This window comes from Rhodococcus sp. AZ1 (genome assembly GCF_054979605.1).
The window spans coordinates 46,436-70,768 of the sequence record NZ_JBUEQF010000014.1 but is presented as its reverse complement, the minus strand read 5'-3'; the positions used below and the strand labels follow the sequence as shown (position 1 = coordinate 70,768).

Annotated in this window: 24 protein-coding genes and 3 pseudogenes; 7 read left to right on the top strand and 20 right to left on the bottom strand. The window is 66.6% G+C overall.

Translation table 11 applies throughout. The features are described 5' to 3' along the window. Positions 1-3 precede the first annotated feature (3 nt). A complete protein-coding gene (locus ACY48E_RS15365) occupies positions 4-1,425 on the bottom strand; it encodes a hypothetical protein (RefSeq protein ID WP_462873091.1) in 1,422 nt (473 codons plus the stop codon). Between the two features lies 1 nt (position 1,426). Further along, entirely contained in the window at positions 1,427-3,409 is a 1,983-nt protein-coding gene (locus ACY48E_RS15360) for a helicase HerA domain-containing protein (RefSeq protein WP_462873090.1), read from the bottom strand. A gap of 587 nt (positions 3,410-3,996) precedes the next feature. On the opposite strand from ACY48E_RS15360, the gene ACY48E_RS15355 reads away from it, so the two are divergent. Further along, the gene (locus tag ACY48E_RS15355) at positions 3,997-4,254 is read left to right on the top strand and encodes a helix-turn-helix domain-containing protein (protein WP_462873089.1); all 258 of its coding nucleotides are present in this window, start codon (positions 3,997-3,999) and stop codon (positions 4,252-4,254) included. Between the two features lie 338 nt (positions 4,255-4,592). Here the strand turns inward: ACY48E_RS15355 and ACY48E_RS15350 are convergent, their stop codons facing one another. From ACY48E_RS15350 to ACY48E_RS15325, 6 genes are all read right to left on the bottom strand, one after another. Then, on the bottom strand, positions 4,593-5,021 hold the full coding sequence (locus ACY48E_RS15350; RefSeq protein ID WP_462873109.1) for a GNAT family N-acetyltransferase: 429 nt from the start codon (positions 5,019-5,021) through the stop codon (positions 4,593-4,595). Positions 5,022-5,185: 164 nt separating this feature from the next. Beyond that, positions 5,186-5,818, bottom strand: coding sequence for a response regulator (locus ACY48E_RS15345; RefSeq protein WP_462873088.1), 633 nt, complete (start codon positions 5,816-5,818; stop codon positions 5,186-5,188). A gap of 1 nt (position 5,819) precedes the next feature. Further along, positions 5,820-6,980 (bottom strand): sensor histidine kinase, encoded by a 1,161-nt coding sequence (locus ACY48E_RS15340; RefSeq protein WP_462873087.1) that lies wholly within the window; start codon positions 6,978-6,980, stop codon positions 5,820-5,822. A gap of 94 nt (positions 6,981-7,074) precedes the next feature. Beyond that, positions 7,075-8,523 (bottom strand): ABC-2 family transporter permease, encoded by a 1,449-nt coding sequence (locus ACY48E_RS15335; protein WP_462873086.1) that lies wholly within the window; start codon positions 8,521-8,523, stop codon positions 7,075-7,077. After that, a complete protein-coding gene (locus tag ACY48E_RS15330; protein ID WP_462873085.1) occupies positions 8,520-9,233 on the bottom strand; it encodes an ATP-binding cassette domain-containing protein in 714 nt (237 codons plus the stop codon). The genes ACY48E_RS15335 and ACY48E_RS15330 overlap by 4 nt, the downstream gene beginning before the upstream one ends. Before the next feature lie 377 nt (positions 9,234-9,610). Then, positions 9,611-9,889, bottom strand: a complete 279-nt coding sequence (locus ACY48E_RS15325) for a hypothetical protein (protein WP_462873084.1) — start codon at positions 9,887-9,889, stop codon at positions 9,611-9,613. A 101-nt stretch (positions 9,890-9,990) separates the two neighbouring features. Here ACY48E_RS15325 and ACY48E_RS15320 point away from each other — a divergent pair, with 101 nt between their 5' ends. The 5 genes and pseudogenes from ACY48E_RS15320 (at position 9,991) to ACY48E_RS15300 (ending at position 13,170) form a co-directional block, all read left to right on the top strand. Continuing rightward, the gene (locus ACY48E_RS15320) at positions 9,991-10,572 is read left to right on the top strand and encodes a helix-turn-helix domain-containing protein (protein ID WP_462873108.1); all 582 of its coding nucleotides are present in this window, start codon (positions 9,991-9,993) and stop codon (positions 10,570-10,572) included. Beyond that, positions 10,569-10,892 (top strand): annotated as a pseudogene (locus tag ACY48E_RS15315) (HipA N-terminal domain-containing protein); the annotation flags it as partial. The gene ACY48E_RS15320 and the pseudogene ACY48E_RS15315, both read left to right, overlap by 4 nt. Positions 10,893-11,037: 145 nt before the next feature. Then, a pseudogene (locus ACY48E_RS15310) lies at positions 11,038-11,256 on the top strand (ATP-binding protein); the annotation flags it as partial. A 90-nt stretch (positions 11,257-11,346) separates the two neighbouring features. Continuing rightward, positions 11,347-12,516, top strand: a pseudogene (locus tag ACY48E_RS15305) (ISL3 family transposase); the annotation flags it as partial. 300 nt (positions 12,517-12,816) lie between these two features. Next, on the top strand, positions 12,817-13,170 hold the full coding sequence (locus ACY48E_RS15300) for a hypothetical protein (RefSeq protein WP_462873083.1): 354 nt from the start codon (positions 12,817-12,819) through the stop codon (positions 13,168-13,170). A 43-nt stretch (positions 13,171-13,213) separates the two neighbouring features. Here ACY48E_RS15300 and ACY48E_RS15295 read toward each other — a convergent pair whose 3' ends face one another. From ACY48E_RS15295 to ACY48E_RS15260, 8 genes are all read right to left on the bottom strand, one after another. Beyond that, positions 13,214-13,687, bottom strand: a complete 474-nt coding sequence (locus tag ACY48E_RS15295; protein ID WP_462873107.1) for a transposase — start codon at positions 13,685-13,687, stop codon at positions 13,214-13,216. 24 nt (positions 13,688-13,711) lie between these two features. Further along, positions 13,712-14,620, bottom strand: coding sequence for an alpha/beta fold hydrolase (locus ACY48E_RS15290; RefSeq protein ID WP_462873082.1), 909 nt, complete (start codon positions 14,618-14,620; stop codon positions 13,712-13,714). Next, positions 14,617-16,134, bottom strand: coding sequence for a carotenoid oxygenase family protein (locus ACY48E_RS15285; protein ID WP_462873081.1), 1,518 nt, complete (start codon positions 16,132-16,134; stop codon positions 14,617-14,619). Before ACY48E_RS15285 ends, ACY48E_RS15290 begins: the two co-directional genes overlap by 4 nt. A 9-nt stretch (positions 16,135-16,143) precedes the next feature. Continuing rightward, entirely contained in the window at positions 16,144-17,349 is a 1,206-nt protein-coding gene (locus tag ACY48E_RS15280; protein WP_462873106.1) for an acetyl-CoA acetyltransferase, read from the bottom strand. 166 nt (positions 17,350-17,515) lie between these two features. Then, entirely contained in the window at positions 17,516-19,141 is a 1,626-nt protein-coding gene (groL, locus tag ACY48E_RS15275; RefSeq protein ID WP_462873080.1) for a chaperonin GroEL, read from the bottom strand. 176 nt (positions 19,142-19,317) lie between these two features. Then, a complete protein-coding gene (locus tag ACY48E_RS15270; protein WP_462873079.1) occupies positions 19,318-20,115 on the bottom strand; it encodes an HAD-IIA family hydrolase in 798 nt (265 codons plus the stop codon). Positions 20,116-20,158: 43 nt separating this feature from the next. Next, on the bottom strand, positions 20,159-20,677 hold the full coding sequence (locus tag ACY48E_RS15265; RefSeq protein WP_462873078.1) for a DUF6764 family protein: 519 nt from the start codon (positions 20,675-20,677) through the stop codon (positions 20,159-20,161). 166 nt (positions 20,678-20,843) lie between these two features. Continuing rightward, entirely contained in the window at positions 20,844-21,671 is an 828-nt protein-coding gene (locus ACY48E_RS15260; protein WP_462873077.1) for a LysR family transcriptional regulator, read from the bottom strand. Between the two features lie 53 nt (positions 21,672-21,724). Between ACY48E_RS15260 and ACY48E_RS15255 the strand changes: the two genes are divergently transcribed. After that, entirely contained in the window at positions 21,725-22,135 is a 411-nt protein-coding gene (locus ACY48E_RS15255; protein ID WP_462873076.1) for a DUF5997 family protein, read from the top strand. Positions 22,136-22,153: 18 nt separating this feature from the next. Here the strand turns inward: ACY48E_RS15255 and ACY48E_RS15250 are convergent, their stop codons facing one another. From ACY48E_RS15250 to ACY48E_RS15235, 4 genes are all read right to left on the bottom strand, one after another. Continuing rightward, the gene (locus tag ACY48E_RS15250; RefSeq protein ID WP_462873075.1) at positions 22,154-22,459 is read right to left on the bottom strand and encodes a hypothetical protein; all 306 of its coding nucleotides are present in this window, start codon (positions 22,457-22,459) and stop codon (positions 22,154-22,156) included. 106 nt (positions 22,460-22,565) lie between these two features. Further along, positions 22,566-23,114, bottom strand: a complete 549-nt coding sequence (locus tag ACY48E_RS15245; RefSeq protein WP_462873074.1) for a hypothetical protein — start codon at positions 23,112-23,114, stop codon at positions 22,566-22,568. Beyond that, positions 23,111-24,118, bottom strand: coding sequence for a hypothetical protein (locus ACY48E_RS15240; RefSeq protein ID WP_462873073.1), 1,008 nt, complete (start codon positions 24,116-24,118; stop codon positions 23,111-23,113). The genes ACY48E_RS15245 and ACY48E_RS15240 overlap by 4 nt, the downstream gene beginning before the upstream one ends. Continuing rightward, positions 24,111-24,290 (bottom strand): DUF2273 domain-containing protein, encoded by a 180-nt coding sequence (locus ACY48E_RS15235; RefSeq protein ID WP_462873072.1) that lies wholly within the window; start codon positions 24,288-24,290, stop codon positions 24,111-24,113. The genes ACY48E_RS15240 and ACY48E_RS15235 overlap by 8 nt, the downstream gene beginning before the upstream one ends. Positions 24,291-24,333: the final 43 nt, after the last annotated feature.

Sequence of the window (24,333 nt, the reverse complement as noted above, 5' to 3'; positions counted from 1 at the left end):
GGATCAGCGCGGGCCGGCGAACGGGCCGGTCTGACGAATCTGACTGCGAGTCGGCAACCCCAGCGACTGCTGCACCAGTGCTCGGAGCACCGACTGGCCGACACCTAAGGGAAGCGATGCCGCCGAGTGGGCCAGTGCCACCGGGATGACTGCGTTCTCGTAGAGCCGTGTCTGGACGTGGTCGAGCACCTCGCAAACTGGGCGGAGCGTGGGGTAGCTCGACCAGAGTTCGCCGTCGGGGTCCCCGTAAGGTGTGACGCCGGGCTTCGGAGGAACCGTGAAGACGAGGATCCCGCTGCTCCTGGTGCGGTAAATGAACCGCCGACCGTAGAACTCGTCCGATCCGTATGGGTTGCTTGCCGGGCGTCCCGTGATCCGGTTTATGTACTCGGTCGTCAGAAGCATGACTTGTCCAGGCTCGATCAGATGGGAGATGAGTTGGGCGTGCTCGACGAAGGTGCCGGACTTCTCGACCCCCACAACGAGGGGCGCAGCGGGGCGATTGTTCGCTGCGCACTGCTTGGCGAACTCCGCGAGGTAGTCCTGGAAGCGACGCTTCAGCGGGGCAACGGTGCCGTGCAGTCCAAGCGGGCCGTCTGTGATGAAGATTGTCTTCCCAAGGACGTCATAACTGTGCGGGTCCTCGAACAACAGCTGCATGTAGCCCAACGAGGTCAGCCGCTCGGCCACAAGCATCATCCGCGTCAGGGAACTGCGATTCGACCCCTCAGGCATGTATTCCTCTTCGGTGCGAAGCACGTCGCCGAGGAAAACCCTCTGACCGCACTCGGGACAATCGGTGCCGCCCTTCGGAACGTTGATCTTTCCGCCGGAGAGCTGAGCGTCGCCGGCCTTGCACACGGGGCATCGGCGAAGCGGAGCTGTGGTCGCCGGGGCACTCGGTGCTCCGTGGAGCGCAAGGAGCATGTCGGCGAGAGTCTGCTCCGAAGCCTGGTCGAACTTCGTCTCGTGCAAGAACCGGTCGAGCTCTTGTCGCCAAGTGTCCACGCCGGTGCACCCTGGCATGACGAGACCGGAGCCCGGCAGCGCGCGGTCGAACGCCGCGTGTTGATGCGACTCGCGCAGCAGGTGCGGATCGACGAAATCGCCGGCGCCCGCCTGGTGCAGCTTCGCGAAGTCGATGAATGAAGCAGCCACCCGTACGTAGCCGACCTTGATGGTGGGGTGCTCGCGCGTGGCTTCGACCTCGGTGTCCGAGCCGTCCACCGTGATGGCGAACCGAACGGCATCCGAGACCCCGGCGTTGTCGAGTTTCTCGACGGGACGGCATAGTGACGTCACCCGGTTCGCGTCGGCCGGAGTTGCGCGAGCGACCTCCCAACGCGCGAAGGCATCCTGAACAGCTTGACTGTTGACGACGGGAACATGACCGAGCCGCGAGGCTCTCTCGGAGGGATAGGGCACGCTACTTGGCCTCAACTGCCGGAAGGCCCGCCGCAGCACGGGCGGCGTTGATCATCGCGTGGTCGAACTTGGCCACCTGCAGCGGCACGATGTACTTGCCGGAGTAGGTCTTGATACGGACGAAGCCCTGGTCCTCGACGCGGCGGATGCTCTCAGCCCAGGTCTTGAAGTCGTAGTAGTGCGAAAGTTCGCGCGTCTCGTTGTCCGAGTTCAGATGCGCGACGAGCCAGTTCGACGTGTTCGACAAGATCCGCTGGTCTACGCTCGTTATCTCCTGCGTGGCATAAACGAGGCCGATCTGGTATTTTGCGGCCTCTTTGGACAGGCGGACCCAGGGATTGCCGGCGACGTCCTTGGCTCCGCGTTCGAAGAGGTTGTGAGCCTCCTCCACGACGATCTGGAAGGGCACCGAATCCTGACCCGACCGGAATCGCTCATTCGCTCGGGAAAGGAGGAAATTCACTGTGTTTTCGGAGATCGTCTTCGAGACGTCGCCCGTACCGTGTGCAAGGTCGACGATCGCCAAGCGGCCGGCCTGCATGTCGTTCCAGATCTGCTCCTCGACACGCTGCGTGGCGCTCGTGGAGTGGAACTCGCGCAGCTGTCGAATCGCGGCCTTGCCGCTGGCGCGGTTGTTGAAGTCGGCAATGAATTTGAACGGAGTGTCGCCACCGGTTGACCGCTGATTCCAGCTTCCGTCGTTCGCCATGTGGAGCATTACGCGCTTCGCGGCCTCCGGAGTCGTCGCGCGGTAGTTGCTGCCTGCCTTCACCACGAGCCCAGGGTTCGCAGTGTTGAACGCCTGGTACAGCGTGTCGGTCCAGCCGAACTCGAGCCCACTCGCAGCGAATGCCTGGCCCGAGATCCCACACTCGACGAGTAAACCGTACATGCCAAGGACGGCCTTCGTCCATGTGATCCAGTCGCCCTTGTCCGCGACGCGATCCGGCTCCGTCCAGTTGATCGACGTGAAACTCTTGACGTAAGCATAGGTGCCGAACTGGTCGTTGACGACTGAGTTTACGAAGTCGACAACTGCTTCGAAATTCGCCCGGTCGAAGAAGTTCATTGCCAGAGGAAGGACTTGCGGATCGGAACCATCGGTGCCGAGTCGGTAGATCCGGACCCTATTCTCGTCGCCGAGCAGACGGAGACCGGTTTGGTCCTGCTCGTTTACGTTGGCGTACTCGCCCTGAGGGTCGAATATGAGTTGGCCGACCAACGTCCCGGCATTCGCCGCCTGGGTGGCAATCGCGGTCACGAGGGTCTTGATCGTGTTCGACTTGCCGGTGCGGGTCATGCCAAAGACAGCGGTCTTGCGTGAGACGAAGTCGCCGATATGGACATGGACAGCAGCGTTGTCGGTCCCCGATTCACGTGCTCGCCGCCGCGTCGATGCGAAGCGGACGACCCCGAGTGCCAGAAGGTCGTCGCCTTCCGGCTCCGGATACGAGGCGATCCACGAGAGGACATCAGGCGAAGGCAGGAACACCTGGTAACGCGCCGACGAAACCACGTTGTCGATGTCGGAGCCGAACTGAATCTTCGTCTCGTTACGGTCGACGTAGAACGTGCCGATGACGTCACAGTCGAAGGCAGACTGCTGGAGCTCGTTGCGGGTCAGCTCGTCGGTGACCTCGTCGAATCCCTTGCCCGAGTCTCCGGCATCGCGCACCACTGCGAGCCTAGTCTGCACGAGGTCGGACTCGTTAGGCAGAGGAGCGGTGCCACTGACGCGGAGGAGGATTAGTTCCTCGTCGTCGAGTGCGAATCCCTCCGCCATGTTCGTGCCCGCCGCGGCGAGCAGGAAGGCGCCGTGAGGCACCCCGCCGGCCTTGGTCTTTCGCCAGTCGTCGGTTAGAACCACCGCTCGGGCGTAGTCGAGACGGAAGATGCCGCCGACCGCCTGGCAGCCAGAGTTCACTAAAGATGCCAGCGGCGTGGAGGCGCGCGCGGACTCCACAATGGTGGAACTGATGCTCATGAGTTAAACCTTAGGGTTGGGGTCCGACAGAATCGGGGAGCGGATCATCGGGGTGGCGTGCCCCCTTGAACAAACTTGGCGCGTAGCCGCCAGCATCCGATTCTGTATTGGCGCTGCCGGCGTGATTGGCGCGCCCGCCTGAGGCTGGCTGGGCGACTCGCTTGGGGCTCGCGCATCGATGCTGTTCGCAACGACAGTGATGTGCCTGGCCGCACTGCCAGTGCTGTTCGCGCCGGTGAGGCACCGCATTTCGTTGCCGCACGAACGGGTTGACTAAAGAAAGTGACATCTACGTTCGTTCGACGCCCCGCGGAAGCGCTCGGATGTTGCGAGAGGGCGCTGGTCGGCGATGCGCACAGGGATCTCGTCCGCGGAGCGCTCGATGCGGTCGGGACGCAGTTGCGGATCGGGCTCGGTCGGATCTCTCCGAGCATCGCTAAGCATTGGATCGAATGCCTAAGACGACCTTCCGGCTGGCCGTCCCGCGCGATTGCAGTTAAGCGTGAGTATCGATGCTTAAGGACTGGATGCAGCCGATCCGCAGCGCTAGGCTCTGTTAAGTCTGCTCACGCAAGCATTGGAATCCCATGGCATCACCTCGAAAGTCACGGCGCACGCAAGCCACTCGACTGGCCAGGTCCTTCGCTGCTCGGCGGCACGACCTCGGCATGACTCAGTCCGAGCTGGCTCTGCTGGCCGGTGTCGGCCGGTCGACGGTGCAGGCCATCGAGGGCGGCAAGGAGACATCTCAGTTGGACGGGGTCCGCGCCGTTGCGGACGCCTTGGGATGCGAGCTGTCACTGGTCACGCGAGCAGGAACCGTCGTCGAACTGGATGACCAGTGAGCCCGCGACCCGATCTACGCACCGTCGATGTTGAAACGACCCGGGTCTGGTGGAGACTGTGATCTCACCAGGAGAATGCTAGGCTGCCCCGGAAGGGCGAGTAACCGCGAACTCCAATGCGTCACTCCGTACTTCGCCGACGGAGACGTCAAGGCCACCGTGATCAATCGGTCCCGGTCCAGGGTGCGGGGTCGCCCAGAGCGCCCCTCGTCGAACGACCCGCCGATCCCGAACTGCGTGTAGCGGGACCGCCAGTTGATCACCGTCTGACGCGAGATCGAGAACCGTCGCGCGTTGGCGGCGGCTCCGATGACCGCGCGTGGTGGAGGACTCCGTGATCAGGAATCCGCAACAATGGTCTTCTCGAACAGGGTCACGCTGAACCGTCCGTCCACGTCCCTCCGACCGACCTCGGCGAATCCGCGGGCGCGGTAGTACCGGCGGAGTGCGAGGTTGGTCTCGGCGCAGTCGAGGCGGAGGAGCTTGGCACAATCGGCGCGGGCCAGGTCGGCCGCTTCCGCCAACATTCGCGCACCCAATCCTTTTCCTGCACAACTACGCTCGATCATGAGACTGTGAACGTAGCGGGCCGGCATGTCACCGTCGTCCCAGAACTCCGGATCCGACGCGAGCAGCCTCATCGCCGCGATGATCGACGACCCGAAGGCCGGAGTGGCGACGAAGAACTCCCCGCGGGCCACCTGCCCTCTCACGGTATCCAGCGAAACCTCCCGCGCCGGCCACTGGTCGATACACCGGTCCGCCAACCAGTCCTCCGCTGCGTGACGGAGCGAGAGAATTTCTTCGCAGTCGTCTGGCAGCGCGGGACGTAGCTTCAGATCCGACCATGACCGAAAGCTGTTCATGCCCTGGACCCTAACGGCGACCTTGCGATCGTGTGCCCTGGCGAACGGTGTTTCCGGCGGCCGGCTCACACAGCCAGCGCAATGCGGACGAGCGCAACGCGGTCGCGGGAGTCGAGCTTGGTCAACAGGGCCCGCACATGCGTTTTGACGGTGGTCTCGGCGACGAACAAGTGCTCGGCGATCTCCCGGTTGGACAGGCCCGCGCCGATCAGGTCGAGAACCTCCAGCTCGCGCCGGGACAGGTCGGCCACCCGTGGGTCGGTATGCGCCGGCGGCCGAATCGCGGAGAACACGTGTGCTGCGGCGGATTCGGACAGCGCGACACCGCCCCCTGCGACGTCACGGACGGCCCTGGCCAGGTCTGTCGGTGAGCAGTCCTTGAGCAGGAATCCGCGCGCACCGTAGGAAATGGCACGTTCGACGTAGGTGTCCACGTTGAAGGTCGTCAGAATGATCACTCGGGGCGCCGACGGCAAGGCGATCAGCCGCTTCGTCGCCTCGACACCGGACATGACCGGCATCCGGACGTCCATCACCACCACGTCGATCCGGGTGGTCTCGGCGATGTCGACGATCTGTTGCCCGGTGGTCGCCGTCGCCACCACGTCGATGTCGTCGAGTGTGTCGAGGTACTCGCCGAACGACTCACGCACCACGTCGTCATCGTCGACGACCGCCACGCGGATGTTCTCGCCCACCTCACATCCCCCTCAGGGTCGGTGCTTCGATCTCGACGACGAATGTGTCGTCGCCGCGGTGTGCAGTACACCCACCGCCCAGTGCAGCCATCCGACGTCGCATGTTCTCGACCCCGAGCCCGTTCCCGCGCGAGGGCTCCTCATCCGTGTCGAGAACGTTCTCGATCCGCACCAGAAGCGTCTCGCCCGGCGAGAACGGCCGGCGGATCCCGAATGCGATGGACACCTCGACCCCGGGGCGGTTGTGTCGAACGATATTGGTGATCGCCTCCTGAATCGTGCGGATCACCGCTGCTCGGCTTCGCGACGACAGCCTGGCGTCGATAGCGTCGACATCTGTGTGGGCGGGCAGCGTGCACCGCAGCGCAAGGCCGAGATGACGGGCGCGTGTGAGCAGGTCACCGATCGATGCGACGTCGTGTGAGCGGTCGTCGTCACCGTTCTGGGACAACTCTCCCAGCGTCCGCCGGAGATCGATGAGAGAGTTCCGGGACAGTTCGGAGATCACCCGGAGGGCATCTGCCGCGCGGTCGGGGTGTGTGGCCGACGTCGCCTCCGCTGTTGCAGCTTTCGCCCGGATCGCGGTGAGCGTGTGGCCCAGCCCGTCGTGGAGCTCCGCGGCGATGCGCTGCCGCTCGGACAGTTGCGCGAACCGGACGTCGTGATCACGTTCTCGATCGCGCGCCTGCCTCTGGATGCGGCGCCGACTCGCCCACAGGTAGCACCCCGCGATGATCCCGACGTGCGCCCCGATGGACCAGCCTTTGCTCGCGGTGATGGCGACCGCTGGGCTCAACGGGCTCGCGGCGGCGGCGGTCGCGGTCGCCGCCCACCCCGGCCACCGACTCGGGGCCCAGGTAGTCACCGCGCAGATGGTCAGCGGCACGCACACGATCAGCGGGAACACACCCAGTGCCGTGCCCGAACCGCTGAGCACGAGGACGGCGAAGGCGAGGTAGGTGACGGCGAAGGACGTCAGCAGGTGGGTGCGTCGGAACGCAACCGCAGCCGCGACGACGGTGTAGACGACGGAGGCGACGACCGCGTGCGGGTGCGATCCGGAGACGATGGTCGCGTACCAGGCGACCAGGACAAGGGGAAGTGCGCACGCACACAGCACTGCGTCCCACACGGGGACCGAACGCGCGAGTGTCGGCAGCACCTCAGGACCCTGTCATCGCTTCCACTTCCACTGCGGAAGTATTGCAGGTGGCCTCCTCATCGGTCGGCGGCCCGGCGCCGCCGCGGACCGGTCGTCACCGGCGACGGACCGAGTACAGGCGGCGTGCGGCGACGGTCGAAGTAACTGCCGCAACCGCCAGTGACGCGGGCACCAGCACAGCGAGGTCGGCATCGAGTGGGTGCGCAGCCCACGCGAACGGATTGACCGTGCCCACCGACGAATACAGATCGGTGCCCCCCACGAGCGCACCGAAGATCACCCCGATCACGCCGAACGCGCACGCTGCGATCGTCCCGAGCAGCACGGCCGCCAGGGCCGTGAGACCCACGAGCACCGAGCCGACCACCGCGAAGACGATCACCTGCCTCGACGCCTCTCCGACGGACTCACCGCCAAAGGCCAAGATGGCCCCGACGGCCACAGCGATCACAACAACGACGAGGTGCATCAGGACCATCAAACGCATCCCGATCACCTCGGGGACCGGCGGCCGACAGGCCACGGCACGCGCCGCCACACGAACGCGTGCAACCCACAGTGCGGACAACACAGTGCACCCCATCGGCAACACCAGGAGACCGAAGATCTCGGCCGAGTCGGAGACCGGCCGCCACCGCAGGGTCAGCGCGGTGAACGCCACCGCCAGCACAGCGAGCAGTGGGATGGTCCAACCACTCACCATCGACAGCACAGCACCGGTGGTGCCACCGACGCGGCGCCGTACCGCACGAGTCGGGATTGTCGTGTGGCGCGACTCCGGCCGTTCGCGACCGCGCCGCCCGGTGGCCGCGAACGGCCCCGCGACGACGAGCAGGACCACGGCGAGCACGATCGATCCGACGAACGGGACCGGTCCGGCCGGCAGCGGGTCACCGGCGAGCGACGTACCGTTGGTGTGAGTGCCGATCACCCCGAGGACCGAACGCAGCATCCAGGTCGGCGGGATCAGGAACCACCGATCGGACTCCGATGCCGCCACCCCGATCACGACGGTGCCCACTCCGACGACAGCGGTTCCCACCACCGGCGCGAACGTGCTGACGAAGGACAGTGCCACGCAGAACCACAGGTAGGACACCGACAGCGAGAGGGCGACCGTCAGCGCCGTCGACACCGACGCGCCGTCGACCGCGACGCTGCTCACACCGAACCAGACGCCGATGGCGCTGGCGTGCAACAGGGTCGAGAACACCACCGCCATCAGCGACCGCCCCACCAGGCGGTGCCGGGGCCCGATGTTGCGCAGGTCGATTCCGCCGCTGCGATCGGTGCGCTCGATGTGCGCGAGGTAGCCGACCGTCAGCGCGACGAACAACGGTCCTGCCGCCACCACCCACAGGTTCAGAAAAGCAAGTGCGTCCTGCCACAGGTGCTCACCGGTGGTGAACTGCAATCCGCACGTGGCAACCATGAAGACCATCCCGGCGATCAGCATCCGCAGCAGCGGTGATCGCAGCCAGATACGCAGTGACGCCACCAGATAGGACGACAGGGCTACCTCGCGCGAGCCGACTGTAGTCACGACGCCTGCGCCCGCTCGTCGTCGTCGAACAGCGAGAAGTAGGCCCGCTCGACGTCACCGTCGGGCGCACACTGAGCCACGGTGCCCTCGAACCGGGTACGCCCGGCGACGACAACGCCGATGTCGTCTGCGGTCTCGGCGACCTCGGTGAGCAGGTGACTGCTGAAGAGCACGGTCGAACCCGAATCGGCGAGCGTTCGCATGAGTTGGCGCATGAACCGGATACCGCCAGGGTCGAGTCCGTTCTGAGGTTCGTCCAGGATCACAAGTTCGGGACTGCCGACCAATGCGATCGCCGTGGCCAACCGACTGCGCATACCGGTCGAGTACTTGCTCACCCGACGACTTGCCGCATCGCTCAGCCCCACCATCTCGACAACGGAGTCCACCTCGGCGTCACCGAGCCCGAGCAGGTCCGCATGGACCTTCACATTCGCGCGCCCCGACAGGTGCCCGTAGAGCGCCGGGCCGTTGATCGACGCCCCGATACGACCCAGACAGTCTCGGCTCCAAGGCTTGCCGAACATCTCGATGGACCCACCGGATGGCGTGAACAACCCCATGATCATCGACAGCGTGGTCGACTTCCCCGACCCGTTCGGGCCGAGCAGCCCGTACACGGTCCCCGCCCGCACGTGCATCGACACGTCGCACACCGCCTCGGTCCGCCCGAAACGCTTCTGAACATGTTCCAAAGCGATGACATTCATACCAAGCATGGTGCGCGCCCACGTCGGCTTCAACATCCTCCTACGGGAGGACTTCACCCGGCACGGACATTCCCTCGGTACGTGATTCTTCCCGTGGAATGAAGTGAACGAACACCGGACCACTTCCCGACCGAGCAGGCGGCCCTGACGTGTCGGTACCTCGCCACCACTGCTCTGGACCCACGGGGAAAGACAGGGCATCTCGCAACCCTCGACCGGTTGGTCAGTGTGGGTGCACGTCGCAGCGTACGCGCCTGGTGTCAGGTTGCCGAGCGACGAATAGCAGTGCCCGAGGTTGTGGTAGCCCTTGAAGTCGCCGGCTACCACGCGCGCTTCGAACAGGCTCGTCCAGGGGTTCGGTTCAGGAACTCCTGACGTCACCGGGCGCGAAGGTCGAATCGCCGCGCCTCGATGAGCTGCTTGGAACCCACCTCGTGCCCGCTGGAATTCTGCGTACAGACGACTTCGAGGCCTTCTTCAACGCCCGTCGCGAGAGCCTGTGCAAGCTCGTCGAAGCCTCCATCGGCAAGAACGTCCAGCGTGACGTCGACCAAGGTCTTGCAGAGGAGGACTCGGCTCACTTCGAACCTGACGAGCTCGAAGACGATGCGGTCGCGGAGAACGATTGACATGAGACCGACCTGCTCGGCGCTCACCGCTGTCAGCGACGGGTCCCGAAGTGGCGCGTGCCTCTCCTGTTCGCACCGCCAAGAGAGAACAATCAACGCGCCACGCCTACACGCCTGCCGCCACCGTCATGGCCGGGCAGCCGAGGGGTCGTTCGACGACGCCCGGGACCACCTTGATTGCTGCGACAGGGTGCTCGTTGGCGCTGGGCGACGACGCACACAGGGATCTCGTCCGCGGAACGCTCGGCGCGGTGGACGAGGCGTTGCAGATCGGGGTCGGTCGGATCGCGCCGAGCATCGCTAAGCATTGGACCGCATGCCTAAGACGAGCTCTCGGCTGGCCGTCCCGCGCGATTGCAGTTAAGCGTGAGTACCGATGCTTAAGGCCTGGATATAGCCGATCCGCGGCGGTAGGCTTCGTTAAGTCTGCTCACGCAAGCATTGGAACTCCATTGGCATCACCTCGAAAGTCTCGCCGCACGCAAACCAGTCGACTGGCCAGGTCCTTCACTGCTCGGCGGCACGACCTCGGCATGACTCAATCCGAGCTGGCGCTTCTGGCCGGTGTCGGCCGGTCGACGGTGCAGGCCATCGAGGGCGGCAAGGAGACATCTCAGTTGGACGGGGTCCGCGCCGTTGCGGACGCCTTGGGATGCGAGCTGTCACTGGTCACGCGGGCAGGAACCGTCGTCGAACCGGATGACCAGTGAGCCCGCCTACCGATCTACGCACCGTCGATGTGGCCGACGTCTACAAGGGCGACATTCGCGCCGGGGCGCTGATCAGATCGGGCGACGAGGTGCGTTTCCGGTATGCGGACGACTACCTGAGTAGACCCGATGCTCGAGCCGTTGCGTGGTCCATCCCGATCACGGACGACGACACCGCCGCGGGCGCAGGCAGCGTGCCGCCGTTCTTCGCAGGTTTGTTGCCCGAGGGGGTCAGGCTGTCCGGCGTAGTGGCCGGCATGAAGACGTCCGAGGACGACCATTTCACCATTCTCCTGGGGGTCGGATCGGACACGATCGGCGACGTGCGAGTGGTGCCAGAGGGTGTCGAACCTCATGCCCCGACGCCGACCTTCGACCCGGACGTGGCGACACCGGATCTACGGAGCCTGTTCGACACTGTGGCCGGGCCACAATCGATCACCATCGACGCGGCGCGAGCACATTCTCGACGACACCGGCACCCAACTGCTGTTCCGCCTCGTCGCCGGCGCCTACGAACGCCGCAGCCTGGCGATCGGATCACACTGGCCGTTCGAACAATGGGGCCGCTTCCTCCCCGAACACACCACCGCCGCCTCGATCCTCGACCGGTTGCTCCACCACGCCACCATCGTCGTCACCGGCGGCGAGTCCTACCGCATGAAAGACGCCCAACACCGAAAGGACCGCCCCTCACTCACCGAAACCTCACGCGGGGCCGGGGACTTTCACCTGGCCACCACCGGGGACATCAACATGGCCATTGACACGGGGTGCGGGGCGTCGGGGCGGTTGCGTGATCATGCTGATCGTGAGGTCGCTGACCTTCCGATCGTGGGTCATCCGACCCGGCTAGACCTGCAGGTTCCGCGCTACACCTGCACCACCGACAGTTGTGCGACGTCGGTGTTCCGGGCTGACATCTCTGCGATCGTGGCACCGAAATCGCAGGTGACCCGCCGCACCACCAGGTGGATCATGCGCGCGATGGTCCTGGACAAGATGAGCGTGACATCGGTTGCCAACGCGGTCGGGTTGGGGTGGAACACCGTCAACTCTCTCGCCACCACAGCGGCCCGTCAGATTATCGCTGCACCCGGGCATCTGGCGGGGGTGCGGGTCCTCGGGGTGGATGAACACAAGTGGAAACACGGTCGAGGCGAGGGTGACTCAGCATTCGTGACGGTGCTCGTCGATCTCACACCCGTCGTCGACGGTATCGGGCCGGCCCGGCTGATCGACATGGTCGCAGGACGATCGAAAGCCGCGGTGGCCGACTGGCTCGCCGCGCGGGATCAAGCATTCCGTGACCGCATCCGGGTAGTGACGATGGATGGGTTCACCGGCTACCACACCGCCACCGCCGAGTCTCTGGACAAGGCGGCCGCAGTGATGGATCCGTTCCATGTCGTGCACCTCGCGGCCGAGAAACTGACCCTGTGTCGTCAACGCATCCAACAGGACACGTGTGGGCACCGAGGCCGGGCCGGTGATCCGCTGTACCGGATTCGGCGGACCCTGCTCACCCGTACCGGACTGCTCACCGAGAAACAGGTCGCACGGCTGCGTGCGGGTCTCGACGCCCACGATGAGCACCTCGCCGTCGAGGTCACCCACGCGGTGTATCAGCAGCTGATCGCCGCCTACCACCACCCGAACAAAAGACACGGCAGAATCGCAATGTACAAGGCACTCAGACGAATCCGAGCCGGTCTACCCGCCGGGCTGCCCGAGCTGGCCCAACTCGGCCGATCGTTGTGGTCACGAAGGCGTGAGATCCTGGCCTACTTCGACACCGGCGCCTCCAACGGACCCGTCGAAGCGATCAAGGACCGTCTGGAACACCTGCGCGGCATCGCCCTGGGATTCCGCAATCTCAACCACTACATCTTGCGGTCCCTCAGCCACTCAGGCCAACTCGCCACACACCTCGATGCACTCTGAATCAAGAAGAGTCGGTTAAAGTCGAAGAGCCGCTCTATCACCGCCCGCATCTTGGCTAGATCGCAAAATATTTAACCTTCGGACGGAAAACAAATTGCCCTATCGATCGCCGTCGAAGCCAACCGCCACAGTAATTCGAGCCGAGTTGCTGGCTATATGTAGTGCGTTCGGCTGACTGCAGATCCCGTGGGCGCAGCCATACTCTTGACCCCGCACCAATCAGCGATCGATGAGAGAGGAGCAACAATGTGAACCACGAATGTCAGTCATGTGGAGTCGCCACGGCGAGCTAGGTCCGTTGTGCGAAGTATCCGGGCCCGGACCGTCAACGGCCTGGTGGTGATGTGTGCGGCCTTTGCCGTGTGCGGGCTGGCGCAGCCAGCTGTTGCAGAGGCGTACACGGTCCAAGGGCCTGCACAGCTCGGATGGGGGCGCGCCGCCGTCCTGTTCGACAGAAATGAAACGCAGAAGATCAGCTTTGGCATTGCGCCTGGTGGTTTACCCCCCAGCAATCCGGCCGCCGCCGCGTTCATGGCTGCGCGCATGGGAATCGCCGCCATTGCTGGCGTGTACTACCGTCAGGGGCTCTGTAGCGCATGGTTGTTTTCCGCGAGGCCCTGGGACAATCAAGGCTTTGTGTCGCGCCGCTGCTGAACTAAAGCCAACGGTACTAGCTTCTCACTGAACAGGTGGGGAGCTAGTACCGTAATTCCATTCGGGCGCTGGAGTTTGACTCAACAGTCGGTTGATGGCCAAATTGGTTCACGCCACCGATACCTTCGATAATTTTGCAGAGGTAACTCCTCTGCTTGGGTTCCGCAGTGGGGGAGTATGTGCGTAAACGGCGTGCCGAGAAATTTCCTGAGTTCTCATGCGTGGCTGTACGAACGTGCACGTCTGATAACTGAACGAGGCGCCGACCGCCGGTTCGCCCATTTCGGGTCCAGCCGACGTCCACTCGGGGAGGGTTGATCCCACTGACCCGCTGACGGGCCCTGGTGACTGCGTGGGCGGCTTTCGCGACGAGGTGGGAGTAGTCGAGCACCGGTATTGCTCTTGGCAGCAGGGCCGGGGCGCGGACCGCGATGGCGTACATCGCGGCTGTATCGATCACTATGGACTCGATGCCATGGCCGGACTCCTCGCTGCGGATAAGCAGCCAGTCTGTCACCGCGCGGCTCACCCCGACCACCCCTCACCCCCGCCCCACCTCTGCCACCACCTCCGCAAACCTCCCCGGCAATTCCTGGGGCGGATTGTGGCCGCAGTCGAAGTCGACCACCTTCATCAACCGCGGGAACGACGCGGAGTGCTCCACCCGCCCGTACAGCGCGGCGATGGTGTCCTCGGTGGGCTCGATCACGATGGTGGGCACCGTGATCACCGGCCGCCCCGCCAGCACCTCCTCGGTGGCCTCGTACGCCGGGTCACCCGCCACCAATCCGTAGCGGTGCCGATAGGAGTGCACCACCACGTCCACGAAATCGGGGTTGTCGAACGAGCCTGCGGTAGCGGCGAATTCGGAATCACCGAACCGCCACGTCGGCGACCACTGCGCCCACAACATCTGCGCGAACTCCGCCCGATACGCCGCCAACCCGGCCCGTCCCCGGTCGGAATGCAGGTAGTACTGGTACCAGTACCGCTTCTCCAGGTGCGGGGGCGCCGGCACCGCACCTGCCGCGGCGATGTCCTGGATCAGGTTCCCCGACACCGTCACCAACCCCGACACCAACTCCGGCCACACCGCCGCCACGATGCACGCCGCCCGGCCACCCCAGTCGTACCCGGCCAGCACCGGCCGGTCCAACCCCAGCGCGAGGATCAGCTCCCGCAGATCGTGCGCCAACGCCGCCTGCTGGCCGGAGCGCATCACCGACTGGTCGACGAACCGCGTCGGCCCGAAACCCCGCAGATACGGCACCACCACGTCGAACCCCGCCTCGGCGAGCAAGCGAGCGACGTCGTCATAACTGCGCGCGTCGTACGGAAAGCCGTGCAGCAGCACCACCGACCGCCCACCGGCCGGGCCGTACCGCTCCACCGCAACGTCCAGAACACCCGCGCGCACCATCACCACCCCATGATGGGGGTCCGCCGTCACAAACCCACTGCCTCCGCGGCGGTGTCGGTGTGTTGCCAGCGCCGCAGGTCCGCGCCCGGCGCCCACGTCGAGTGCGTCCCCGAAGAAATGCGCTCGGGCAGCCGCAGCGTGCACACCGGACCGGCCGTGATGTCGGCTGCATCGAAGACCTGGCAGAACGAGGCATCGGCACCCATGTCGGTGGTCAGCGTGATCAGGTAGCCGTCGTCCTCAGCCGTGCTGCCAACCCGCGGCGCCATCGAGGTCTCGCTCCCGAACACCCCGTCGGGGAACTGCACGCGCTGCTCGGCGCCGGTCACCATGTCGTGCCGCACCAGCCCGTCGAAGATGAACCAGCCCGGCTTACCCGTCGCGGCGTACGTGTAGCGGTGCGCGCGGGTGGCGTACTCGCCGTTGATCATTCCGAACTCGGTGATCGACTCGCTGAGCTGCTCCTCGCGCACCGCGCCCGTCACCAGGTTCAGCCGCCACCGGTGCAACCTGGTCTGCAGACGGTCGAGGGCGAGGAAGCGGAACGCGCGCTGCCACGCATCGCCCGTACCGTTGTCCAGCGGCTCCGGATCACCCTGGAAGAACCCGTCGAGAACGATCTCGTCGCCCTCCTCGTAGGCGTTGGCGAAGTGCAGGACGTACGTGGACTCCGCCTCGAACCACCGGATCGCCTCGGTGCCGCCGCGCCGCGGGATCACCGCGAACCGCGACGGCATGTCCCGATGCCACTGCGGCAGATGCACCGAACGCTGCAGCAACTCGGGGTTCCAGAACATCGGGAAATCGTTGAGCACCGCATAGTTCTCGGTGAAGGCCATATCGTGCGGCAGCCGCGGCCCCGGCAGCGGCACGTCCACGTAGTGGACCAGGGTGTTGGACGCATCGACCACCCCGTAGTGCATGTACGGGGCCTGCTTGCCGTAGTTGAAGAACAGCAACTCGTCGGTCCGCGGATCCACCTTCGGGTGCGCCGAGACACCCCAGTGCGCCGGGAACGCGCCCCGCCACTGCTCCTTGCCGAGGGTGCGGGCCGTCATCGGATCCACCCGATACAGGTCGCCGCACTGGTAGAAACTGGTCAACGCGGTACCGCGATGGACGATCACATCGGTGCTCGACGCATCCTTCATCGCCCGGCGAGCCCCCCACCCCTGCTCCGGCTCACTCAGCGACGGCTTCTCCGCCAACCCCGCCCACAGGGCTCGGCCCGCCACCTGCTCGGCGAGCAGCCCATCGGTGCGGACGAACCTGTTGCGGTAGAACGTGTGTCCGTCACGGAAGCCCACCACGTGCACCATGCCGTCGCCGTCGAACGGGTGGTAGATGCGCATCGACGGGTGCACCGGGTTCTCGGTGTTGCGCAGGTACACCCCGTCCAGATCGGTGGGCACCTCCCCGGCCACCACCTCGAGGTCGTCGGCGTCCCACTCGGTGGACTGCGGGCGCCACGGCCCGGTGCGATACGGGTGATCGTCGTTCTCCGGCAGCGTCGAGAGCATGCGCCCCACCACGTCGACATCCATCGCCTTCTCCTACTCGACTGCTGTGACCACGAAACTCACTGCGGTGGCGGTACTTCCACCGATGTTGAGGGTGGCGAAGGTGCGCGCACCCTCCACCTGGTATCCACCGGCCGCACCCGAGACCTGCTTGGCGGCATCGAGAACCATCCGCACCCCCGTCGCACCCACCGGATGACCACCGCCGATCAGCCCACCGCTCGGATTGATCGGCAACACCCCACCGGCGGCGATGTCGCCGTTGTCGATGGCCTTCCACGACTGGCCCGGCTCGGTCAGACCACAGTGGTCGATGGCCAGGTACTCGCTGGGCGTGAAGCAGTCGTGCGTCTCGAGCCCGTCCAACTCGGCCGGGCCCACACCGGCGCGGGCGAAGGCATCGGCGAACACCGAACGCACGTGCGGCATCACGTACGGGTTGTCGGCGTCGCGGCGCAGCTTCTGCTCGAGCCCCAGGCCCACGGTCGTGTGCCCCCACCCGGACACCCGGGCCACCGGCCGGGCCCGCGGATGCGCGCGCAGGTACGCATCCCCGACCAGCACCAGCCCGGCACCGCCGTCGGTGATCTGGGAGCAGTCCGAGCGCCGCACACGACCGTGGACCACCGGATCCGCCGCTGCGTCACCGGCCTCGGGGAGGGTCCAGGAGCGGGTCTGCGCACGGGGGTTGCGGCGCGCATTGGCCCGGTTGAGCGAGGAGATCGCACGCAGATAGCGATCGTCGAGGCCGTAGCGGGCGTCGTACTCCTCGGCGATGCGGTCGAACATCATCGGCCACACGTACGGCACCTCGGTGCCCTCGCGTCCCACCCACGCCGCGGCGCCGAGGTGGCGTGCGGCGTCGTCACCGGAGACGGTCTTCTCCAACTCGACGCCCAGCACCAGCGCGCAGTCGTAGTTGCCCGCCCGGAGATCGGCCATCGCGGCGAGCACCGCAGTGCTGCCCGACGCGCACGCCGCCTCGTGACGCGACGCCGGCACCCCCCACAGCGACTGGTGCACCGTGGCCGGCATGGCACCCAGATGCCCCTGACCGGTGAACAATTGGCCGAACGCGTTGGCAACATGGATCACCTCGACCGAACCACCGCCGATACCCGCCGCGTCCAGGGTGCCCTGAACAACCTCCGCGCACAGGTCCGAGACGTCGAGCCCCTCACGGGTGAGGTTGCGCGCGAAATCGCTCTGGTAGCCGCCGAGCACCCACACATCGGTCACCGGCACCCGCACCTCCCCGCGTCCCTACCCGCAGGCTAGGCGATCACCGCGAATCGAGTGCAGTAATCCGTGTACAGCACGGATTACTGCACTCGAATCCCCGCAGAACGCCGAAACCCGGCCCCACCGAAGTGGAGCCGGGTTTCGAAACGTGCGGGGGTAGGACTCAGAAGTCCATGCCACCCATGCCACCGGTCGGGTCGCCCGCAGGTGCGGCGGCCTTCTCCGGCTTGTCGGCGACAACGGCCTCGGTGGTCAGGAACAGAGCCGCGATCGACGCTGCGTTCTGCAGGGCCGAGCGGGTGACCTTGACCGGGTCGTTGATACCGGCGGCGAGCAGGTCCTCGTACTCGTTGGTGGCGGCGTTGAGGCCGTGACCGGCGGGCAGGTTGGCCACCTTGTCGGCCACCACACCGGGCTCGAGGCCGGCGTTGAGGGCGATCTGCTTCAGCGGAGCCGAGAGCGCGACGCGCACGATGTTCGCGCCCGTGGCCTCGTCACCGGTGAGCTCGAGCTTGTCCAGCGCGGGCACGGACTGCAGCAGGGCCACGCCACCACCGGCGACGATGCCCTCCTCGACGGCAGCCTTGGCGTTGCGCACGGCATCCTCGATGCGGTGCTTGCGCTCCTTGAGCTCGACCTCGGTGGCCGCGCCCGCCTTGATGACGGCGACGCCACCGGCCAGCTTGGCCAGACGCTCCTGCAGCTTCTCGCGGTCGTAGTCCGAATCGGAGTTCTCGATCTCCGAGCGGATCTGCGCGACGCGACCGGCAATGGCATCGGCGTCGCCGGCACCCTCGACGATGGTGGTCTCGTCCTTGGTGATGACGACCTTGCGTGCCTGGCCGAGCAGCTCGAGGCCGGCGGTCTCGAGGGAGAGACCGACCTCTTCGCTGATGACCTCGCCACCGGTGAGGATGGCGATGTCGGCGAGCTGCGCCTTGCGGCGGTCACCGAAGCCGGGGGCCTTGACGGCAACCGACTTGAAGGTGCCACGAATCTTGTTGACCACCAGGGTGGACAGGGCCTCGCCCTCGACGTCCTCGGCGATGATCAGCAGCGGCTTGCCGGCCTGGATGACCTTCTCGAGCAAGGGCAGCAGGTCCTTGACGGTGGAGACCTTGCCGCTGACCAGCAGCACGTAGGCGTCCTCGAGCACGGCTTCCTGACGCTCGGCGTCGGTGACGAAGTAGCCCGAGATGTAGCCCTTGTCGAAGCGCATGCCCTCGGTGAGCTCGAGCTGCAGGCCGAAGGTGTTGGACTCCTCGACCGTGATCACGCCCTCCTTGCCGACCTTGTCCATGGCCTCGGCGATGAGCTCACCGATGGACGGGTCACCGGCGGAGATGCCGGCGGTGGCAGCGATCTGCTCCTTGGTGTCGATCTCCTTGGCGGAGTCGAGCAGCGACGCGGTGACGGCCTCGACGGCCTTCTCGATGCCGCGCTTGAGGCCGAGGGGGTTCGCGCCGGCGGCGACGTTGCGCAGACCTTCACGCACGAGCGCCTGGGCGAGGACGGTGGCGGTGGTGGTTCCGTCGCCGGCGACGTCGTCGGTCTTCTTGGCGACTTCCTTGACCAGCTCGGCGCCGATCTTCTCGTAGGGGTCGTCCAGCTCGATCTCTTTGGCGATGGACACACCATCGTTGGTGATCGTGGGGGCGCCCCACTTCTTCTCCAGTACGACGTTGCGGCCCTTGGGGCCCAACGTCACCTTGACTGCGTCGGCGAGGGCGTTGAGGCCTCGCTCGAGGCCGCGGCGGGCCTCTTCGTCGAACGCGATGATCTTGGCCATTGCGAAGTGATCCTCCGGTTTGGGGGTGACACATACGAAACCGGCCGAGTTCGGTGCCCGCGACGGACGACCAGGGGTGTCGATGGATCCCTGATCTCACCGTCCCGACCTGGCACTCACGGATCGCGAGTGCCAACTGAAAAATTAGCACTCACCCACCGAGAGTGCAAGGAAGATCAGATGCGGGGCAGCCCCAACAGCACCGGAGTGTCCGCGACGGAGTCCACCACGTGCATCGGCTGCAGGGCGTACTGGTCGCGGCCGTGCCGGTCGAGGGTGTCCTGACGGAACTTGCCCGTGCGCACCAGCACCCCGGTCATGCCCACCACCTGCGCGGCGAGCACGTCGTTGTGCAGGTCGTCGCCGACCATCAGCACGTTCTCCGGGTCCAGGCCCATCCGCTCGGCCGCCATCTGGAACCCCAGCGGAGCGGGCTTGCCGACGGCGACCGCCCGCCGCCCGGACGCCGCCTCCATCCCCAGCAGGTACATGCCGGTGTCGATGCGCACCCCCTGCACAGTGGACCACGTGAGGCTGCGGTGCATGGCCACCACGGGCACCCCGACGCTCATCGCCTCGTACGCCCGACTGAGCGCATCGTGGGTGAACTCCGGCCCGGCGCCGCCGAGCACCACCACGTCGGGATCGTCGTCGACGGTGACGATGCCGGGCAGATCCGCTCCGAGGTCACCGCTGTTGAGGAGCAGACACCGCGCGCCGGGGTACACCGAGTTCAGGTGATCGGCGGTGAGCGTGGCCGCGGTGATGATCTCGTCGGCATGCACCTCGACGCCGTGCTCGCGCAGCGCGGCCGCGATCTGCGCGCGCGTCTTGGACGTGGTGTTGGTCAAGAACGCGCACGCAATGTCGTTCTCGCGCAACGCCCGAATGGTTTCCGCGGCTCCGGGGATCGGATTCCAGCTGGTCACCAGGACGCCGTCGATATCGAACAGCACACCGGCCAGGGAACTCATAGCAGCAGGGTAGTGGCGCGCCCGGCGCGGCGCCGGGTGAGCGTCAGCTACCGAAGATGCAGGCGGCGCCCGTGCTCAGGTTGATCGCGAAGGAGTTGATGCCCGCGCAGTCCACCCCCGCGCCCCGAGCGGTGGCGCCCCCACCGAAGCCGGCGAGAGCGATCACCAGGTTGCCGCCCGTGGCCTCGGCGCGGGCGATGCCGCCACCGAGGGTGACCGCGTACGAGTTGCCGCCGCCGATCACCGCGCTGAGCGCCGTACCGAAGCCGGTGGCGAAGGAGGTGGCCAGCCCCGAATCCGCGACGGAGACAGCCGTTCCGCTCTCGCTGGCGTACGCACCCGCCGCGCCGGTGCCGGTGACCGTGGCGCCGCAGCTGGCGACGCCGTCGACCTTGATGTCGTTGGGAACCGCCGGGGAGGAACAGGTGACGGGTGCGGCCGACGCGGTGAACCCGCCCGCGAGCGCGCTGCCCGCTCCGAGTGCAGCGGCCGTGGCGGCCAGGACGACGACGCGGGTTGCACGGTGCGTACGAGAGGCGTTGAACCCGAAGAACTTCGGCACTGAGGAGCTCCTGTGGAGATAGCGCGGGCGGTGAGCACGCCGAGCCCTGCGAGCCCGACGCTTGCCGGAACAGTACCCCGCCGAAGCCCCAGGCACAGCGCCCCCGGGATACGTGTTCTCAGTGCCCCTGGAGAACGTGTTCTCAGCGCTCCCGGGATACGTGTTCTCAGCGGCGCTTGCGGCGACCCTTCGCAGGAGGCGCGGAGCCGCGGGAGCTGTTGGCCGTGCGCCCCCGAACCACGGCGAGGAAGTCGTCGGCGAACGTGCTGGCGTTCTCGCTCGGCCAGGCGAGGGCGATGCGGGTGGGTTCGGCATCGGTGACGGCCCGCGCGAGAAGATCCTTACGACTGTGCAGCCGGGCCAGGGACTGCGGCACGATCACCGGCCCCACCCCGGCCGCAACCATCTCGAGCTGCACCGGCACCGGCTCCCCGTCGCCCTGCAACCGCTCACCTGCCAGGTCGGCGAGGGTGAGGGTGTCGAACAGCGCCGCCGGATGATCCTTGGGCACCACCACCACCGGCTGCTCGGTCCACAGCGGTACCAGGTGGAGCCCGTCACGCTCGATGGGCAGGCGCACGAAACACATGTCCACCTGCTGCGTCTCGAGCGCTGCGCGCTGGACGTCCTGCTCCACCACGCTCACCTCGAGCGGCACCGACGGATACCGCTCGGCCCAGATGCGCGTCCACTTGCTCACCGTGACACCGGGAACGAACCCGATGCGCAGGAGCGGCGCGGCCGAAACCGGCTCGGCGGCGGCGGCCTGTTCGGCGATCGCCGCTCTCGCGCGGGTGAGCAGGTCGCGGCCCAGATCGGTGAGCTCGGTGGGCCCGTCGCCGGGCACGAACAGCGGGCCGCCCTCCTGCTCGGCCAGGGCGATCACCACCGCCGAGAGCCGTTGCCGCGCAACCCCGAGCGACCTGGCGGCGCGGGTGAAGCTCAGTTCCTCGGCCACCGCGACGTACCAGCGCAGGGCATCGAGGTCGGTCACACCGGCGAGCCTATCGGGCGGCCGGAGCGCAACGCCGGTCTACGCTGACCCCCGTGAGTTCGGATTTCTCGTCGCAGACCCTCAAGCCGCTCACCGCGGCGACCAAGCTCGGCATCTACCTCCCCGCCACCCCGGAGGAGTTCCGCACCGGCACGATCACGCAGGGTCAACTGCAGGAGCTGCGCGAGAATCCGCCGGCATGGCTGGTCGAGCTGCGCGAGAAGGGTCCGTTCCCGCGCGACGTCACCGCCCGGAAGCTCGGGATCTCCAACAAGGGACTCGAACGGGGCGGGGTGGGCGACGCGTTGACCGCGCAGCAGATCGACGAGCTCACCGCCGACCCGCCAGAGTGGCTGGTCACCGAGCGCGCAACCTTCGCCCGGGTGCAGCAGGAGAACGCGCGGATCGCCGAGGCTCGGCAGGCCAAGCGAGCCGCGTCGAATCGGCCGCCGAAGAACCGCTGAGCCGGACCGCGACAACCGTCAGACGGCGGCGACGCTCCGGCTCCCGCGCGAGGCGAGAGCAGCGCCGGCGCGACGCAGCGTGAGCTCGTCCGCACCCTCGAGCAGGATCGCGATCAGATCGTGCGGGCGCTCACGCCACAGCAGTGCGAGCCCGTCGACCTCGGACGCGGTGAACATGCCCGTCTGCGCGAGGTCGGTGATCCAGGCGTCGACATCGAGGTCGACCAGGGTGTGCACGGCGAATTCCTCGATGCCGTCGGGAACGAACTCGTCGCAGAAAATAGCGCGGGCCAATTCCACATGACCGTCGTTGACTGCAGACATGGACACCGTCCGGGGTGGTGAGGGTGGAAGAACAGGAAAGAAACTTCGAGTTCACAAAATCGCGTCGGAACCGAACTGTACTCCACCGACACCACCCGCAGCAGGATCAGCGGGCCTTGACCAGCACCCGCACCGCCAGCTCGGCCCCGTCGACCACCGCCGCGGTCTCGGTGCGCACTCGCGAGAGCTCGGTCATCACCGTTTCGAGGTTGGCGCCCGACTCCGTGGTGGCGGTCAGGGTGAGCACCTTGGTGCCCCGCTCGTGCGTGGTCCGCGATTTCACCGATCGAATGCCGTCGATCTCCCCGGCCCGGGTTGCCGCGCGCGTGGCGACGGCATCGACGTCGAGCAGCAGGTGTCCGGCCGTGCGGTCCGACCCGGCGGGGTCGAGCGCGACGGTCACCTGACCGCTCGGCGGCAGTTGGGCGACGAGCAACCACACGGCCAGCAGGGCGAGCACGACTCCACCGCCGCCGAGGGCGTACGGCCACCACGATTGGCCGGTGGCGTCGATGATCGGGCTGGTCTCGAACACACCGACGTTCGACGGCAGTCGACCCTGCTGCCAGGCCACCAGCGCTACGCCGCCGGCCACGAGTGCCAGCCCGACGAGCCCGGTGATCAGCCGGTCGAACACAGAAACTCCGCGCTTCACGACCTTCCTCCCAACGACTTGATCGACACGTTCGGCGCCAGCGGCGGATCGAGCACCGAGAGCTGACGCGAGACTGCCTGCCGGAGAACAGGATCGAGGTTCCCGGCATCGATCGACGGCGGTGCCTGCACGGTGACGGTGGCCGACTTCGCGCGAACCTTGGTGCGCACCCGCGGCGACTGCGCCGCCTGCCCGTCGCCCCCGGTGATCGGGGTCGCGGACTCCACGACGGCGGAGGCGGTGGACTGCACCGAGCGCCCGATGCCGACCTTGCTCACCCACACGTCGTCGAAGAGGGTGGGCCGGTACAGCTTCGCGCGGGGCTTGAGGGCGAGCAGCACCACGATCAGACCGACCACCGCCACCGCGATACCGATGGGCACGAGGGCCGGCCGCGGTCCCTGGCCGTCGAGGCGTTCGAGAACCCACCCGATCCAGGGTGAGCCCGCGATCGCGTTGCCGTAGACCAGCGCGTCACGCACCGCGACCACAGCGCCGGCCAGGAGCACCAGCGCCAGTGCGACAGCGGTGGGGGCGGCAGCGGGCCGCTCCCGTGGACGCCGCGAGGTGACCAGGGAGCCCACCGCGGAGGGATCGACCACGGCGCGACCGAGTGTGGGCTCGGTGAGAGCGGTCTTGCCTGCGGCGTCGGAGCCGGCTGTGGGGGCCTGCACGCTCGTGACGTACACGACCACCGAATCGGCGGGCGTACCGGAATCGGCGAGGTTCCTGCCGATGTTCTCCTGGGTCGCGGCGGCCACCCGACCGGCCGACAGTGGCCACACGGTGGCGATGTCGGCGCGAGCTTCGACCTTGCCGGCGCGATTGGACACGTGCACCCGCGAGGCGGAGCGGCGGGTGAGGCCGGTCGAGACCGTGGACACCCCGGCCGTGGTGGTCATGGCTCGGTCGGCGATGCGTTCGTAGACGCGGTCGCGCACGGTGAGCGCGCCGCGTTCGGCGGCGTCGTCCGGGGCGGGCGGGAGGTCGATGACGTCAGCCACGGCGTCGTCCCCGTACCAACGACGCCACGTCGACGTCACCGTCGCGGTAGGCGCCGGCCAGGTAGCCGATCGCGCCGAGAACGATGGCGACGAGGAACCCGGTGAAACCGCCCGCGGCGACGGCGATGGCGATCAGGAGGCCGGCCAGCAGGCCGACGGTGGATGAGCGCATGGTGTGCTCCCTTCGAGTGGGACGACTTGTGGTCGTCGAGTTT

What these genes read in the sequence shown, in the direction of transcription:
- ACY48E_RS15360 (WP_462873090.1), bottom strand. Translation starts at nt 3,409, where the DNA reads ATGAGCATCAGTTCCACCATTGTGGAGTCCGCGCGCGCCTCCACGCCG.
- ACY48E_RS15355 (WP_462873089.1), top strand. Translation starts at nt 3,997, where the DNA reads ATGGCATCACCTCGAAAGTCACGGCGCACGCAAGCCACTCGACTGGCC.
- ACY48E_RS15330 (WP_462873085.1), bottom strand. Translation starts at nt 9,233, where the DNA reads ATGAATGTCATCGCTTTGGAACATGTTCAGAAGCGTTTCGGGCGGACC.
- ACY48E_RS15320 (WP_462873108.1), top strand. Translation starts at nt 9,991, where the DNA reads ATGGCCGGGCAGCCGAGGGGTCGTTCGACGACGCCCGGGACCACCTTG.
- ACY48E_RS15285 (WP_462873081.1), bottom strand. Translation starts at nt 16,134, where the DNA reads ATGGATGTCGACGTGGTGGGGCGCATGCTCTCGACGCTGCCGGAGAAC.
- groL (WP_462873080.1), bottom strand. Translation starts at nt 19,141, where the DNA reads ATGGCCAAGATCATCGCGTTCGACGAAGAGGCCCGCCGCGGCCTCGAG.
- ACY48E_RS15270 (WP_462873079.1), bottom strand. Translation starts at nt 20,115, where the DNA reads ATGAGTTCCCTGGCCGGTGTGCTGTTCGATATCGACGGCGTCCTGGTG.
- ACY48E_RS15250 (WP_462873075.1), bottom strand. Translation starts at nt 22,459, where the DNA reads ATGTCTGCAGTCAACGACGGTCATGTGGAATTGGCCCGCGCTATTTTC.
- ACY48E_RS15235 (WP_462873072.1), bottom strand. Translation starts at nt 24,290, where the DNA reads ATGCGCTCATCCACCGTCGGCCTGCTGGCCGGCCTCCTGATCGCCATC.